The 14,190-nt window shown below is 74.1% G+C and carries 13 protein-coding genes; 10 read left to right on the forward strand and 3 right to left on the reverse strand.

Annotation, left to right across the window (positions count from 1 at the left end):
- Nucleotides 1-115 precede the first annotated feature (115 nt).
- From QA802_RS37645 to QA802_RS37655, 3 genes are read left to right on the forward strand one after another with little or no spacing between them, the layout of a single operon-like run.
- A complete protein-coding gene (locus QA802_RS37645) occupies nt 116-1,165 on the forward strand; it encodes a LacI family DNA-binding transcriptional regulator (protein WP_334532555.1) in 1,050 nt (349 codons plus the stop codon).
- A 25-nt stretch (nt 1,166-1,190) separates the two neighbouring features.
- On the forward strand, nt 1,191-2,369 hold the full coding sequence (locus tag QA802_RS37650; RefSeq protein ID WP_334532558.1) for a 4-hydroxybenzoate 3-monooxygenase: 1,179 nt from the start codon (nt 1,191-1,193) through the stop codon (nt 2,367-2,369).
- A 39-nt stretch (nt 2,370-2,408) separates the two neighbouring features.
- On the forward strand, nt 2,409-3,845 hold the full coding sequence (locus tag QA802_RS37655; RefSeq protein WP_319169155.1) for an aldehyde dehydrogenase family protein: 1,437 nt from the start codon (nt 2,409-2,411) through the stop codon (nt 3,843-3,845).
- Between the two features lie 91 nt (nt 3,846-3,936).
- Here QA802_RS37655 and trxA read toward each other — a convergent pair whose 3' ends face one another.
- Nucleotides 3,937-4,341: a thioredoxin gene (trxA, locus tag QA802_RS37660; RefSeq protein ID WP_334532562.1), complete on the reverse strand. Its 405-nt coding sequence runs from the start codon at nt 4,339-4,341 to the stop codon at nt 3,937-3,939.
- 151 nt (nt 4,342-4,492) lie between these two features.
- Here trxA and QA802_RS37665 point away from each other — a divergent pair, with 151 nt between their 5' ends.
- Nucleotides 4,493-5,911 carry a dihydrolipoyl dehydrogenase family protein gene (locus tag QA802_RS37665; protein WP_334532565.1) on the forward strand — a complete coding sequence of 473 codons (1,419 nt, stop codon included), beginning with the start codon at nt 4,493-4,495 and terminating at the stop codon, nt 5,909-5,911.
- A gap of 25 nt (nt 5,912-5,936) precedes the next feature.
- Here the strand turns inward: QA802_RS37665 and QA802_RS37670 are convergent, their stop codons facing one another.
- Nucleotides 5,937-6,581 (reverse strand): peptide deformylase, encoded by a 645-nt coding sequence (locus QA802_RS37670; RefSeq protein WP_334532568.1) that lies wholly within the window; start codon nt 6,579-6,581, stop codon nt 5,937-5,939.
- A 251-nt stretch (nt 6,582-6,832) separates the two neighbouring features.
- On the opposite strand from QA802_RS37670, the gene QA802_RS37675 reads away from it, so the two are divergent.
- The gene (locus tag QA802_RS37675; RefSeq protein ID WP_334532571.1) at nt 6,833-8,233 is read left to right on the forward strand and encodes a PepSY-associated TM helix domain-containing protein; all 1,401 of its coding nucleotides are present in this window, start codon (nt 6,833-6,835) and stop codon (nt 8,231-8,233) included.
- A 121-nt stretch (nt 8,234-8,354) separates the two neighbouring features.
- On the opposite strand, the gene QA802_RS37680 is transcribed toward QA802_RS37675, so the two are convergent.
- The gene (locus tag QA802_RS37680) at nt 8,355-8,726 is read right to left on the reverse strand and encodes a tetratricopeptide repeat protein (RefSeq protein WP_334532574.1); all 372 of its coding nucleotides are present in this window, start codon (nt 8,724-8,726) and stop codon (nt 8,355-8,357) included.
- A gap of 178 nt (nt 8,727-8,904) precedes the next feature.
- On the opposite strand from QA802_RS37680, the gene QA802_RS37685 reads away from it, so the two are divergent.
- The 5 genes from QA802_RS37685 to QA802_RS37705 all read left to right on the forward strand — a co-directional run bounded on the left by QA802_RS37685 (nt 8,905) and on the right by QA802_RS37705 (nt 13,843).
- Nucleotides 8,905-9,600 carry a response regulator gene (locus tag QA802_RS37685; RefSeq protein WP_334532577.1) on the forward strand — a complete coding sequence of 232 codons (696 nt, stop codon included), beginning with the start codon at nt 8,905-8,907 and terminating at the stop codon, nt 9,598-9,600.
- A 47-nt stretch (nt 9,601-9,647) separates the two neighbouring features.
- Nucleotides 9,648-11,951, forward strand: a complete 2,304-nt coding sequence (locus QA802_RS37690) for a hypothetical protein (RefSeq protein ID WP_334532580.1) — start codon at nt 9,648-9,650, stop codon at nt 11,949-11,951.
- Between the two features lie 136 nt (nt 11,952-12,087).
- Nucleotides 12,088-13,092 carry a GTPase family protein gene (locus QA802_RS37695; RefSeq protein ID WP_334532583.1) on the forward strand — a complete coding sequence of 335 codons (1,005 nt, stop codon included), beginning with the start codon at nt 12,088-12,090 and terminating at the stop codon, nt 13,090-13,092.
- Nucleotides 13,089-13,391 carry a hypothetical protein gene (locus tag QA802_RS37700; protein ID WP_334532586.1) on the forward strand — a complete coding sequence of 101 codons (303 nt, stop codon included), beginning with the start codon at nt 13,089-13,091 and terminating at the stop codon, nt 13,389-13,391. Before QA802_RS37695 ends, QA802_RS37700 begins: the two co-directional genes overlap by 4 nt.
- Nucleotides 13,392-13,408: 17 nt before the next feature.
- Nucleotides 13,409-13,843 carry a hypothetical protein gene (locus QA802_RS37705; protein ID WP_334532589.1) on the forward strand — a complete coding sequence of 145 codons (435 nt, stop codon included), beginning with the start codon at nt 13,409-13,411 and terminating at the stop codon, nt 13,841-13,843.
- Nucleotides 13,844-14,190 lie beyond the last annotated feature (347 nt).

Genomic DNA, 14,190 nt, shown 5'->3' on the forward strand with positions numbered 1-14,190 from the left:
GGTGACGCATGGTGACGTGACTGCCGAGTGTCGACGACCCGTCGAACGTGTGCGTTGACGGATCGTCGGATTCGGCGTCCCCCCGCCCGGGACCCGGTTCGCGGCTTCTGCCAAGATGCGGTACGTCATGGTGCAGATACCGAACACGCCCGCGCCGCCGGTGCCGCCGGTGCCGCGCCCCGTGCCCACGAGCGCCGACGTGGCCCGCCTGGCCGGGGTCTCGCGCGCCACCGTCTCCTACGTCCTGAACAACACCAGCGCCGTACGCATCAGCGAGCCGACCCGCCGCCGGGTCCGCGAGGCCGCCGAGGAACTCGGGTATGTGCCGCACGCGGCCGCCCGCACCCTGCGCGCCGGACACAGCCGGATGGTCCTGATGCCCACCCTGCCGGTGCCCGCCGGCCCGCTCTACAGCCGGTTCGTGCACGACTTCCAGGGTGCGATGAGCCGCCTCGACTACACGGTCGTCCAGTACGGCGCGAGCGGAGTGACCGGTGACGACGCCGTGCGCGCGTGGGCCGAGCTGAGGCCCGTCGCCGTGCTGGTGCCCGGCACCGGCATCGGACCCGAAGGCGTGGCGATCCTCAAGCGGTCCGGCGCCCGGGCCGTGGTGACCCTCAGCCCCGAGGCCGTCGAGGGCGCCCACGCGATGCTCCTGGACCAGGCCGACGTCGGCCGGGGCGCCGCCGGACACCTCCGCGAGCGCGGCCGCCGCCGGATCGGGGTGGTGGTCCCCGAGGAGCACGGCATGGAGATGTTCTCCGCGCCCCGCCTCGCCGGCGCCCGTGCGGCCGTCCAGGGCACCGACGCCTCCGTCACCGAGCTGCCCCTCGCCTACACGGAGGAGGCCGCGGCCGCCCTCGCCGCGCGCTGGCGCGGCCTCGGCCTCGACGCCGTGTTCGCCTACAACGACGAGTACGCCATGCTGCTGTTACGCGCCCTGCACGACGCCGGCCTGCGCGTTCCCGAGGACGTGGCCGTCATCGGAGCCGACGACCTGCTGCTCGGCCGGCTGCTGCGGCCGCGGCTCAGCACCGTGCGGATCGCGCTCCCCTCCGGCCGCGACCTCGCCTCCCTGGTGGACCGGGCCGTCCGCAACCCCGCCGCCGCCCCCGAGTCGCACGCGCTGTTCTCGGCCACCGTGGTGCACCGCGACTCCAGCTGAACTACGGTCCAGGTGGAGGCATGCCATGCGCACCACGGTCGGCATCATCGGCGGCGGCCCGGCGGGGCTGCTGCTCGCCCGTCTGCTGCACCGCGCGGGAATCGCCTGTGCCGTGCTGGAGAGCAGGACGCGCGCCTACGCGGAAGGGCGCCAGCGAGCCGGAATGCTGGAGCAGGGCACGGTCGACGTGCTGCGTGAGGCCGGCGCCGCCGACCGGCTCGACGTCGAGGGCCTGGTGCACAACGGCATCGAGCTGCGCTTCGACGGCGAACGCCACCGCCTCGACTTCCCCGCCCTCACCGGTGGCCGCACGGTCACGATCTACGCCCAGACGGAGATCGTGAAGGACCTCATCGCCCTCCAACTGGCCGACGGGCCGCCCCTGTTGTTCGAGGCGGAAGCGCTCGCCGTCGAGCAGCCGGAGAGCGCGACACCTGTCGTGCGGTTCCGCCACGAGGGCCGGGAGCGGACGCTGCACTGCGCGTGGGTGGCGGGCTGCGACGGCTCGCACGGCGTCGCCCGGAACGCCTTCCCGGCGGCCGTCGGCCGCGCATACGCCCACGACTATCCGTACTCCTGGCTTGGCGTCACCGCCGAAGTGCCGCCCTCCTGCGACGAGTTGGTCTACGCGCGCCACGCGCGCGGCTTCGCCCTGCACAGCATGCGCTCGCCGCATGTCTCCCGGCTCTACCTCCAGGTCCCCCGCGGCACGAGCGTGCGGGACTGGCCCGACGAGCGGATCTGGGACGAACTCGCCGCCCGCTTCGCCGTCGACGCCGACTGGACGCTGCGCCGCGGCCCGATCACCGCCCGGTCCGTGACGCAGATGCGCAGTCTCGTCCACGAGCCGATGCGGCACGGCCGGCTGGTGCTCGCCGGGGACGCCGCCCACATCGTCCCGCCGACCGGCGCCAAGGGACTCAACCTCGCCGTCTCCGACGTCCGGCTGCTGGCCAGGGCCTTCACCGAACTGCACGCCCATGGGTCCACCCGGCTCCTGGACGGGTACTCGGAGCTGTGCCTGCGACGTGTGTGGCAGGCCACCCGCTTCTCCTACGACATGACTAGGATGTTGCACGCTCAACCAGATGGGGATGCGTTCGACCACCGGATGCAGCTCGCCCGGCTGCGCCGGATCACCGCATCCCGCCACGCGGCCGCCGAACTGGCGGCGAACTACACGGGACTTCCCCTCTCGCCGTGAGAGCGGCGAAGCCCGCGGGTCACCGATCGGAGAGCCTTCATGCCGTTGCTCGACCCCACCAACTGGCAGCCCCGCACCCTGTCGGGCCCCCGGTACACCGTCACCGAGCCCGCCACCGGCGAGCAGCTGGGCACGGTCGTCCTGGCAGCCGGCGCGGATGTCGCGCCGGCCGCCGAGGCCGCCCGCGCCGCGCAGGCCGAGTGGGCCCGCGTCCCGCACTTCGTCCGCGCCGGAGTGCTGCGCCGGGCCGGCGACCTGTTCGCCGCGCACGCCGAGGAACTGCGCGAGTGGATCGTCCGTGAGTCGGGCTCGATCGCGGGCAAGGCCGACTTCGAGCTGCACGTCGCGGCCCAGGAGTGCTACGAGGCCGCAGCCCTCGCCTCCCGCCCGGCCGGCCAGGTCCTGCCCAGCGAGGCGCCCCGGCTGTCGTACACCCGGCGGGTCCCCGTCGGCGTCGTGGGCGTGATCTCCCCCTTCAACGCCCCGCTGATCCTGTCGATCCGCTCCGTCGCGCCCGCCCTCGCGCTCGGCAACGCCGTCGTCCTCAAGCCGGACCCGCGCACCGCCGTCTGCGGCGGGCTGTCGCTGGCCGCGGTGTTCGCTGAGGCGGGACTGCCCGAGGACCTGCTGCACGTCCTGCCGGGCGGCGCCGAGACCGGCGAGGCCCTGGTCGCCGACCCGCGCGTGCCGGTCATCTCGTTCACCGGCTCCACCGCGGCCGGCCGGTCCGTCGGCGAGGCGGCCGGACGTCACCTCAAGCGCGCGCACCTCGAACTCGGCGGCAACTCCGCCCTGATCGTGCTCGAGGACGCCGACCTCGACGCGGTGATCTCCACGGCCGCCTGGGGCTCGTTCTTCCACCAGGGCCAGATCTGCATGACCACCGGCCGCCACCTGGTGCACGCCTCCCTCTACGAGGAGTACGTCGAGCGGCTCGCGGCGAAGGCCGACGCGCTCGCCGTCGGCGACCCGCACCGCGCGCAGGTGCACCTCGGCCCGCTCATCGACGACGGCCAGCTCGCCAAGGTGCACGGCCTGGTGGAGGCCAGCACGGCGGCCGGGGCGAAGCTCGCCGCGGGCGGCACCCACCAGGACCGCTTCTACCGGCCGACGGTCCTCGCGGGCGTCGGCGACGACACCCCCGCCTACGCGGAGGAGGTCTTCGGACCGGTGGCCCCCGTGCGCCCCTTCACCACGCCGGACGAGGCGGCGGCGCTGGCCGCGCGCAGCTCCTACGGACTCTCGCTCGGCATCGTCACCCGCGACGCGGCCCGCGGCCTCGACCTGGCCGAGCGGGTGCCGACCGGCATCGTGCACATCAACGACCAGACCGTGAACGACGAGGCCGTGGCGCCCTTCGGCGGGGTCGCCGCCTCCGGCACCGGCGCCCGGTTCGGCGGCGAGGCCAACCTGGAGGCCTTCACCGACGTGCGGTGGACGACGGTGCGGGCCGACGTGGCGCCGTACCCGTTCTAGAGCCGCGCCGCCCACCGGGGCTGCCACCGGGGACGGCCAACCGGGGACGGCCCACCGGGGTTGCCTGCCGGGAACTGCCGCCCGCCGGGGGCTACTCGCCCGGGGCCGCCGGGGAGTCGCCGGCCCCGCTCTTGGCCTGCTCCGCCTCGATGGACCGGCGCACCTCGTCCATGTCCAGCCCCCGCGCCTGTCCGATGACGTCCGTCAGGGCGGCCTCGGGCAGCGCGCCGGGCTGGGCGAACACGGCGACCCGGTCGCGCACGATCATCAGCGTCGGGATCGACTGGATGCCGAAGGCCTGGGCCAGCTCGGGCTGGGCCTCGGTGTCCACCTTGCCGAACACCAGGTCGGGGTTCTCCTCGGCCGCCTTGTCGTAGACCGGGGCGAACTGACGGCACGGCCCGCACCAGGACGCCCAGAAGTCGATCAGGACGAAGTCGTTGTCGGTGACCGTCTGGTCGAAGTTCTCCTTGGTGAGCTCCACGGTGCTGCTCATGACCTGATTCCTTCTTCCCGGAGTTCTGTCGGGTGCGTCCTGTGCGTCCCGACATGGGGTGAGGCCGCCCGGCACAACGCCGGCGGCCGGGCGCGTATTCCGCGCCCCTACCCGTGTGGCCACCCCGCACACCACCCACCAGACTGACCCCATGACGGAAACGGAAACCAACGCGTACGACGTCGTGGTGCTCGGGGCCGGGCCCGTGGGGGAGAACGTCGCCGACCGCACCCGCGCGGCCGGCCTCAGCACCGCGGTCGTGGAGAGTGAACTCGTCGGCGGCGAGTGCTCGTACTGGGCCTGTATGCCCAGCAAGGCCCTGCTGCGCCCGGTCATCGCCCGCGCCGACGCGCGCAGGCTGCCCGGTCTGCGCCAGGCCGTACAGGGCCCCCTGGACGCCGACGCCGTCCTCGCCCGCCGCAACTGGTACACCGGCGACTGGACGGACGACGGCCAGGCCGACTGGCTGGGGAGCATCGGCGCGGACCTCCACCGCGGCCACGCCAGACTGACCGGCCCGCGCACGGTGACCGTGGGGGACACCGTCCTCACGGCCCGCCACGCGGTCGTCGTCGCCACCGGCACCCGCGCCGCCCTCCCCGACCTGCCCGGCCTCGCCGAGGTCCGGCCCTGGACGAGCCGGGAGGCCACCAGCGCCCAGGCCGCGCCCGGCCGGCTCGTCGTGGTCGGCGGGGGAGTCGTCGCCACCGAGATGGCCACCGCCTGGCAGGCCCTCGGCTCGCGGGTCACCCTCCTGGTGCGGGGCGAGGGCCTGCTCGACCGCATGGAGCCGTTCGCCGGCGAACTCGTCGCGGAGGCGCTGACCGAGGCCGGCGCGGACGTGCGCACCGGCACCTCGGTGGCGTCGGTGACCCGCACGGACGGTGTCGTCGTGGTCGTCACCGACACCGGGGAGCGCATCGAGGCCGACGAGATCCTCTTCGCCGTCGGCCGCGCCCCGCGCACCGACGACATCGGCCTCGAGACGGTCGGCCTGGAACCCGGCTCCTGGCTCGGCGTCGACGACAGCATGCGCGTCACCGGCACCGACTGGCTCTACGGCGTCGGCGACGTCAACCACCGTGCCCTCCTCACCCACCAGGGCAAGTACCAGGCCCGGATCGCGGGCGCCGCCATCGCCGCCCGCGCCGCCGGAACACCCCTGACGCAGAACGGCCCGTGGGGCGCCCACGCCGCCACCGCCGACCACGAGTCCGTCCCGCAGGTCGTGTTCACCGACCCGGAGGCGGCCTCCGTCGGCCTCTCCCTCGCGGAGGCCGAACGGGCCGGACACCGGGTGCGGGCCGTCGACGTCGACATGTCGTCGGTGGCCGGAGCCGGCCTGTACGCCGAGGGCTACAAGGGTCGCGCCCGGATGGTGGTCGACCTGGAGCGGGAGATCCTGCGCGGCGTCACCTTCGTCGGTCCCGGCGTCGGCGAGCTGATCCACTCCGCGACCGTCGCCGTCGTCGGCCAGGTCCCCATCGCCCGCCTGTGGCACGCCGTCCCGTCCTACCCGACGATCAGTGAGGTGTGGCTGCGCCTGCTGGAGGCGTTCCGGGACGACTGACTGGACAACCGACTGGACAACTGACCTACGGCAGCTCGAAGTTCAGCGCCCGTGCCGCCTCGACGGGGGTCGGCTGCGCCCACCGCTCCCGGACCGTGCGTTCGGCGGCGAGCGAGCGCGGTTCGGCCCGGTCGAGGTAGAGCATGCCGTCGAGGTGGTCCGTCTCGTGCTGGACGATCCGGGCGGGCCAGCCCGCGAACACCTCGTCCAGCGGCCTGCCGTGCTCGTCCTCGCCATTCAGCCGGACCTCGAAGTGCCGGGCCACCACCGCCTGGTAGCCGGGGACGCTCAGACAGCCCTCGAAGAACGCGGCCCGGGCCGAACCCACCGGCTCGTACGACGGGTTGACCAGCACCCGGAACGGCTGGGGCACCCTGCCGCGGGCCTGCCGCACCTCCTCCGGCACCGTCGCCGGGTCCTCGACGACCGCGATCCGCAACGCCACGCCGACCTGCGGCGCGGCGAGACCGACACCGGGCGCGGCGTGCATCGTGCGGCGCAGCGCCTCGACGAAGCGGGCCAGCAGCGCGGGGGCGAGCTGACCCTCGTAACGTGCCGTGCCCGCCCGCAGAACGGGGTCGCCGGCCAGGACGAGCGGCAACGGGCCGCCGGACGCGAGGAGTTCCTCGATCCGTTCGGCAAGGGGCGCGAGGGGACGGGGAGATGCCATCGAGCCAGCATGCCACGGCCACACCCGGCGTGACGCAGGTCACTCGAAGTGGCGGGAACTCGGAGGCGCAGGCCCCCGACTACTGGAGCGCACGGCCGAGAACAGCCTTCGCCCCGCTCTGTTTCCCAAGCCCAAATGCCCAAATGCCCGAAGCCCCAAGCCCCAAGCCCCAAGCCCCAACGCTCAAATGCCCGAAGCCTGACGCCCACGCCCGACGCCCCGTTCGCTCCCCGTCCCCGGAGAAGCCGCCGATGTCCACCGCTCCCTCCCTCGCCGCGGAAGAGGCCCCGCAGTCGGCGGCCCTCGAGCCGAGGACCCACGGCCCGTGGGCCGCACTGCGCCCGCTGGTCCTGCGCCTGCACTTCTACGCCGGCGTGTTCGTGGCGCCCTTCCTGCTGGTCGCCGCCGCCACCGGCTTCCTGTACGCCGCCTCGTTCCAGGCCGAGAAGCTCCTGTACGCGCATGAGACGACCGTGCCCGTCGGCGACGCGAAGCTGCCGATTTCCCAGCAGGTCGACGCCGCTCGCAAGGCCCACCCCGAGGGGACCGTCTCGGCGGTGCGGCCCTCACCCGAGGACGACGCCTCCACCCGCGTGATGCTGTCCGGCGTCGACGGGGTCGGCGCCACGCACACCCTCGCGGTGTTCGTCGATCCGTACACCGGCGAGGTGCGCGGCGCGCTGGAACAGTACGGCTCGACGGGCGCGCTGCCGCTGCGCACCTGGATCGACGAGTTCCACCGCGATCTGCACCTCGGTGAGAACGGCCGCCTCTACAGCGAACTCGCCGCGAGCTGGCTGTGGGTGATCGCGGGCGGCGGAGTCGTGCTGTGGTTCTCCCGTCGGCGCGCGCGGCGCAAGGTCCGCGGGGTCACCGGACGGCGGCGCACGCTCGGCCTGCACGGCAGCGTCGGCGTCTGGGCGGCGGCCGGCTTGTTCTTCCTGTCCGCGACCGGCCTGACCTGGTCGACGTACGCGGGCGCCCACATCGACGAGCTGCGCACCTCGCTCGGCCAGGCCACCCCGTCGGTGTCGGCGGCCGCGGGCGGCGGCGACCACGCCGGTCACGACGCGGCCTCCAAGGCGGGCGGGGACGGCGCACACGGCGTGGGCCTCGACAAGGTCCTGGCCGCCGCGCGCGCCGAGGGCCTCGGCGACCCGGTCGAGATCGTCCCGCCCGCCGACGCCTCGTCCGCCTACGTCGTCAAGCAGGTGCAGCGCAGCTGGCCCGAGAAGCAGGACGCGGTCGCGGTGGACCCGGCGTCCGGCGAGGTCACCGACACCGTGCGGTTCGCCGACCACCCGCCCCTGGCCAAGCTGACCCGGTACGGCATCGACCTGCACACCGGCGTCCTGTTCGGCCTGGCCAACCAGATCGCGCTGATGCTCCTCGCGCTCGCGCTGATCCTGCTCATCATGTGGGGCTACCGCATGTGGTGGCAGCGGGGCCGGGGCAACGCCTTCGGCCGGCCGGTCCCGCGCGGAGCCTGGGCGCAGGTCCCGCCGCACGTCCTGGTCCCGCTGCTGGCGGCGGTCGCCGTGGTCGGCTACTTCGTCCCGCTGCTCGGTATCCCGCTCGCCGCATTCCTCGTGGTGGACGTCGTCCTCGGCGAGATCGCGCACCGGCGCGGACGACGGACGCCCGCCGCATGAACCGTCGAGGACGGCGTGAGCGGCCGGGCGGTGACGACCCGTCACCGCCCGGCCGCTCACGCCGCCGTGGCCGCCTGCCGCCCGGGACGGCCGTCGTCCGGGCGGTGGCGGCGCGGGCCCGTCAGTCCTGCGGGAAGTCGCCCGCCAGCGCCGAGGCTATCCGCAAGTGCGGCCCCGCCTCCGTGTGCCGGCCCTGACGCTCCAGGGTGCGGCCCAGCATCAGCCGGGCGTAGTGCTCGACCGGATCGCGCTCCACGATGAGCCGCAACTCGCTCTCGGCGCGGCGAAGTTGGGCCGAGTGGTAGTAGGCGCGGGCCAGCAGCAGGCGCGGTCCGGTCTGCTCCGGCGTCTCCGCGACCAGGCCGGCCAGCACCCGGGCCGCGGCGGTGTACTCCCGCGCCCCGAAGAACAACTGCGCCCGCTCCCAGCGCTCGGCCGGCGTCCCGTGGGAGTAGTACTCCTCGGTCCCGCCGTGTGCCCTCTCGTACCTCATGTCCACTGCTGACCTCCTTCGAGGCCGTCAACCGGACCGGCTAGTTGAATATTCCACTATGTGGGCCGGTGGCGTGAATGCCAGCGGCGGTCACCGAGCGAGGCCTACGATGCACACAGCGGGACGTGACATGCGCACGTTACCCGTGAGGACGGACGACGCAGGGCGGGGTGGTGTCATGGAGCCGGACACGACGGGCGGCGACGACGTCATCAAGGTCGCCGCCGTGGACGACCACCCGGTTCTCCTCGACGGCATCGCGGCCCACTTCGCCCGGCACGGCCCCGACATCCGGCTCGTCGCGACGGCCGAGGACGTCGACGAACTGCTCGACACGCAGACCGGCGACGACGCGGCCTCCGTCGTCCTGCTCGACCTGCGGCTGCGCGACGGCAGCGATATCGCGTCCAACGTCCGCCGACTGCGGGCCGCCGGGGCGCGGGTGCTGGTGTACACCGGTGAGCAGCGTCCCGCCCTGGTGCGCCGGGCGCTCGACGAAGGTGCCCTGGGCCTGGTGCTGAAGGAGGATCCGCCGGACCGACTCGTCCAGGCCATCCGCACGGTGGACACCGGCGAGATGTACGTGTCCAGCCGTCTCGCCCACTCGATCGTGAGCGATCCGCGCGGCAGAGTCCGGCTGTCCGCGCGGCAGGCGCAGGTGCTGGAACTCATCGCCAAGGGCCTGCCGTACACGGACATCGCGTGCAAGCTGCACATCAACGAGGAGACCGTGCACACCCATCGCAAACGGGCCGTCGAGGCCTACGCGAAGGCCGGCGAACAGGTGGGAGGCACCGGAGAACTCGTCTACCGGGTCGTGGCCGACGGCCACATCGACATCGGCCCGGACCTGCCCGAACAGGCACGTCCCTGACGCCGGGGTCATACCGGCACGGCGTCGAGCACGGGCTGTCGCGCGCGGTGGCCGCCCTGTCGGCCCTGTTCGCCGTCAACTGGGCGGTGCTCCTGCTCCCAGGAGGTCCGGAACGCGAGCCGGACGTCCGCGCCGTGGCCGTGGTGTTCCTCGGGCAGGGCGTGGTGACGGCCGTGCGGGGAGCGCGTGGGGCGCTGTCCCGCGCGGACGGCCACGTCGCCGCCGCACTGGCGCTCCTCGGACAGGTGGTGCTCGCCGTGGGCGGCGCCTCCCGCGTCGTGATCGGACAGCGATGTCTGCTGGCGGCTCCCGCCGTGCTGCTCGCCGCCGTGCTGCTGTCCCGCGGGGCGAGACGCTGGGCCCTCTGCGCGGCGATCGGCGCGCAGGTCGCGACCTCCTGGTCCGCGGACGGTCCCGCAGGGGCCGTCGAGGGCGTCTGGCCGCTGGTGGCGACGGCGGTTGCCGGCGACGTGCTCGTCCCGCTGATGCGCGCCGCGGGCGACCGGGCCGACCGGGCGCAACATCGGGCTCGGGCGGCGCGGGCGGCGGCCGGCAGGGCGGAAGGCCGACGCGAGGCACATCGGCATTTCCAGGGGATGCTGCACGACGAAGTCAGCACGGCCCTGCAAGCCATCGCCATGCCCTGGGTCCCGGCGGCCCGGCTCCGGGAGGCGGCCTCCGGCGCCCTGGCCGCGCTCGCCGCGGCCCCGGCCGCGCCGGGCCTTGGCGGCCGGAGGGATCTGGCAGCCGTCGTGCGCGCGTTACGGCCGCCCACGGGAACGGTGCTGACGGTCGACGCCGTAGGCCCCCTCCCGGTCCCGCAGCGGGTGGCCGGCGCGACGATGACTGCGGCTCGCGAGGCGCTGCGCAACATCGAGAACCACGCCGCGGCCGGCACCGTCCGCATACGGCTTCGGCGCGGCGACACACCGGCTCACCCGGAAGCGGAAACGGAAGCGGAAACAGAAACGGAAACAGAGCCGGAGCCGGAGCCGGAGTCGGAGGGCGGCGAGGGCTTCACCCTGAGCATCACGGACGACGGCACGGGTTTCGCCACCGCGGAACTCGCCGCCTCCTCGGTGGGGTTACGGCGCAGAGTGCTCCGCGAGATGGAGGAGGTCCAAGGACGCGCCGAGGTCCACAGCACCCCCGGCCGCGGGACGACCGTGCGACTGCGGTGGCGTCCCCCGGCCGCCACACCGGCGGTGGACGCCGGCCCTGCGGCCCTGGTGGGAGGGGCGCCCCAGGACACGCTCGCGATGATGCGGGCCGCGGTGGGGGACGTGCGGCGTCCGCTGGCCGCCGTCTGCCTGCCGTTCCTCACCGTCATGGGCCTCGTCGCCGTCCTCCACACCTCCCTGACCTCGGGCACCGTCCCCCTGCTGATCTGGTACGCGCTGCTCGCGGTCCTCACCGTGGGCCTCCTGCTGCGGGCGGACTCGCGGATCGCGGGCCCGGTCGCAGCAGCAGCCTGTGCGTTCGCCGTCGCCGGGGCGCTCGGCAGCTTCCTCGTGCTGCCCTTGACCGCTCTCCACGACTACGCGTCCTGGCCCATCGGCGCCGTGACACCGTTGCTGACCCTGCTGGTGATCGTCCGCCCGGCCTGGGAGGCGCTGACGGCGCTGGCGCTGGAGCAGGCCGGCATCGTCGCCCTGGTCGTCTCCGGCCCGCCGATCGCCTCCTCCGCCGGTGAGACCGTCGCCATCGTGCTGCCCGCCCTTTGCGCACCCGCGCTCGGCGTCGTCGCGGGCCTCGCCATCGGGCGGACGGTGGCCCGGCTGGGCGGGGCGACGGCGCGTGCGGAGGCCGACCGGTCGGCCGTGCTCGCCACCGAGGCGGCTCGGCAGGCCCGTGAGGAGTCGCACCGCAGACGGCTGGCCGACCTCGGTGAGGAGATTCTGCCGTTCCTCGCGGACGTGGGGGCCGGGCGGTGCGGCGCCGAGGAGGCCGGCGTACGGGACCGGGCCCGTCTGCTCGCGAGCGCGGTGCGGGACGAGATCCAACTCCCGGGCGTGTTCGACCGCACCGTACGCGCACTGCTCAGCGCGGCCCGCCGCGCGGACTGCGCCGTCGTCATCCAGTCGGACTCCGACGACCCGCATCCGCCGGCGTTCCTGCGACTGCTGCTGACAGCCGCACTGGCCCACGGTCCGGCGCCGTGCGAGGTCACCCTGACCCTGAGCACGACGGCGGCGCGGACCGTGCGTGCCTCCCTGGTCGTCCTGCCGGGGGACGAGCGGCGGGCGCACGCCCTGCGCGAGGCGCTCGCCGGGACCGGCGCCGGCGCCGACGCGCAGGTGCTGAACTCCCCCACCTCCACCTGGGTCGAGGCGAGCGTGCGCACACCTTGACCGTGCGCACACCGAGACCGTGCGGGCCCGACCCGCTCCGGCTGTCCCCGCAGGCGGGGACAGACAGGACACGCCGCGGCCGCGAGCATCGAGGAAGGCTGGGGCACGGGGCTCCGGTCCTCACGAGGGGACGGCCATGTCCGGATCCATCCGCGACCGCCTGCGGCGGTTCACCACGTCGGTCGAGCAGGCCGACGGTCTCTCACCCGCGCAGAAGGCGACGATTCTCCAAGGATACGAGGAGGCACTCGGCAGTGAGGCGCCGCCCCGGCTGGTCCTCATCGGGGAAGCCGGGGTCGGCAAGTCCACGACCGTCAACGCGCTGTTCAACGCCGGGCAGGAGGTGGGCCACAGCAAGGCGACCACCGACCGCGCCTGGACGATCCCGGTACGGGAAGTCAGCGGGAGCAACGGCACCCTCGAGGTCGTCGACATGCCGGGCCTCGGCGACGACGTCGCCAACTACCGCCCCTACCTGGACCTCTACCGCAAGATCCTGCCCACCGCGGACGCCGTCGTGTGGATCCACCCGGCAGAGGACCGCATGATGCACCTCGTCCAGCAGGCGCTGGCCGACCTCTTCGGACCCCGCCCGGAACTCGTCGGCAGGCTGGTCTTCGGACTCAACAAAGCCGACGAGATCGGCCCGCACGACTGGAACACCCGCGCGAACCTGCCCTCGGAGCTCCAACGTGCCGCGCTGCGGGAGCGGGAAGCGGAGTTCACGGCGAGCATCACCCGGGTTCTGCCGGCCTGGCGGGGGCGTGCGGTGTCGTACGCGGCGCGCCAGTTCTACAACCTGACGGCCCTGTTCAAGGAGATGATGTACGCGGTGCCCGAAGAGCGCCGGTGGGTCCTGGAACAGCGGATGGACCTCGCGGACTTCACCGCCCTGGTGGACGGCAAGCTGCTGAGGGCCGCCACGGCGACAACCCTGGCCGAGATCCCGGTGGCCGATCCGCGACCGCCCGCCCCGCCGCAGACGCCGCAGGACACGCGTGAGCAGCCGGGACCCCGCCCGCCGCGGTCCGTCGCCGACGCGCTGAACGGTCTCTCGGACGCCCAGTGGCGGGAACTGCACGCCGACCGGGCCCGGTTCGAGGAGTTCGTCCGGCGTGTGGAACGGGGGGACGGCCGATGAACGCCGAGCCCGGGCAGGGCAAGGACCTCGACGCGCTGGTGCAAGCCCTGCGCGTGGTCATTCGGGAACAGGAGGAGAACCTGCGGGAGATCGACCGGTTGTCGGAGGTCTCCTTCCGGGTCTGGCTGGGCAGCGTGGCCGACCGGCTCGCGACCGCCGCCGGCATCTCGCTGGCCCGGGTCCACGCCCTCCTCGGTGACCTGGCCTCGATCGCGGCCAACGCCGTGGCGGCGGGCAAACAGGCCTACCGGAACGAGTTGCACAGGGCGCGCCGGATCCCGCGCACCCCGACAGGCTGACGGGAGGTCAGAAAACCATGACATGGGTCGAGTTCGCCTTTCCCGCATGCCCGGCTTGCTCCCGCTCCTGGGCCGTCAGCCGCCATCGCGACTGCCCGGCGAAGGGGCGGGGAGCGGGCGACGAGGGCGGTCTGGACGTCGATCCCGATCAGTCCCGGGTGCGGTGCACGGGCTGCCGGCGGACCTGGGGCGTGTGGGAGACGCGCTTCCACTGCGCCTGCGGGCGCCGGTTCGAGGCACACGAGGTGGAGGGGGCCGTACGGGAGATCATCCGGGTCGCCGCACTGCTGGCACGGGTTCTGGCCCAGCAGGCGCAGGACCTGGCCGAGATCCGCCGCGCCGGCGAGGCGTCGTTCCGCACGTGGACGAGCCGCTTCACCGTCGCCGTGGCCCGCACGCTCGGGGCGATGGCAGGCCGCCTCGTGGGCAGCCTGCTGCGGGCCCTGTACTGAAGGCGAGGCGAGGCGAGGCGGGTGGGGGGGGCGGGACGGACCGCGGGGGCGGCAGCGGTCCGGTCCCGCCCGCCCCCGCGGTCCGTCCCGCCCGCCCCCGCGGTCCGTCCCGCCGGTCCCCGTGGTCCGTCCCGCCGGTCCCCGTGGTCCGTCCCCGCCCGCCCCCGCGGTCACCGCACCGTCGGTGAGGAGCGTGACCTCGGTCGGGTGGCCGCCGATGTCCACGACGAGCAACGGGCGGGTCAGGTCGATGCCACGCTCGGCCGTCCGGGTGGTGGCCCGCGGGGGCCGTGAAGCCCCGGCGCCCGAGTGGGACGTATGGCCTCCGAGCGCCGGTCACGGGCCGT

The organism is Streptomyces sp. B21-105 (assembly GCF_036898465.1).
In the GTDB taxonomy this organism is placed as follows: Bacteria; Actinomycetota; Actinomycetes; order Streptomycetales; family Streptomycetaceae; genus Streptomyces.

Coding starts and splice junctions, on each gene's coding strand:
- QA802_RS37645 (WP_334532555.1), top strand. CDS start 116: ATGCGGTACGTCATGGTGCAGATACCGAACACGCCCGCGCCGCCGGTG.
- QA802_RS37650 (WP_334532558.1), top strand. CDS start 1,191: ATGCGCACCACGGTCGGCATCATCGGCGGCGGCCCGGCGGGGCTGCTG.
- QA802_RS37655 (WP_319169155.1), top strand. CDS start 2,409: ATGCCGTTGCTCGACCCCACCAACTGGCAGCCCCGCACCCTGTCGGGC.
- trxA (WP_334532562.1), bottom strand. CDS start 4,341: ATGAGCAGCACCGTGGAGCTCACCAAGGAGAACTTCGACCAGACGGTC.
- QA802_RS37665 (WP_334532565.1), top strand. CDS start 4,493: ATGACGGAAACGGAAACCAACGCGTACGACGTCGTGGTGCTCGGGGCC.
- QA802_RS37670 (WP_334532568.1), bottom strand. CDS start 6,581: ATGGCATCTCCCCGTCCCCTCGCGCCCCTTGCCGAACGGATCGAGGAA.
- QA802_RS37675 (WP_334532571.1), top strand. CDS start 6,833: ATGTCCACCGCTCCCTCCCTCGCCGCGGAAGAGGCCCCGCAGTCGGCG.
- QA802_RS37680 (WP_334532574.1), bottom strand. CDS start 8,726: ATGAGGTACGAGAGGGCACACGGCGGGACCGAGGAGTACTACTCCCAC.
- QA802_RS37685 (WP_334532577.1), top strand. CDS start 8,905: ATGGAGCCGGACACGACGGGCGGCGACGACGTCATCAAGGTCGCCGCC.
- QA802_RS37695 (WP_334532583.1), top strand. CDS start 12,088: ATGTCCGGATCCATCCGCGACCGCCTGCGGCGGTTCACCACGTCGGTC.
- QA802_RS37700 (WP_334532586.1), top strand. CDS start 13,089: ATGAACGCCGAGCCCGGGCAGGGCAAGGACCTCGACGCGCTGGTGCAA.
- QA802_RS37705 (WP_334532589.1), top strand. CDS start 13,409: ATGACATGGGTCGAGTTCGCCTTTCCCGCATGCCCGGCTTGCTCCCGC.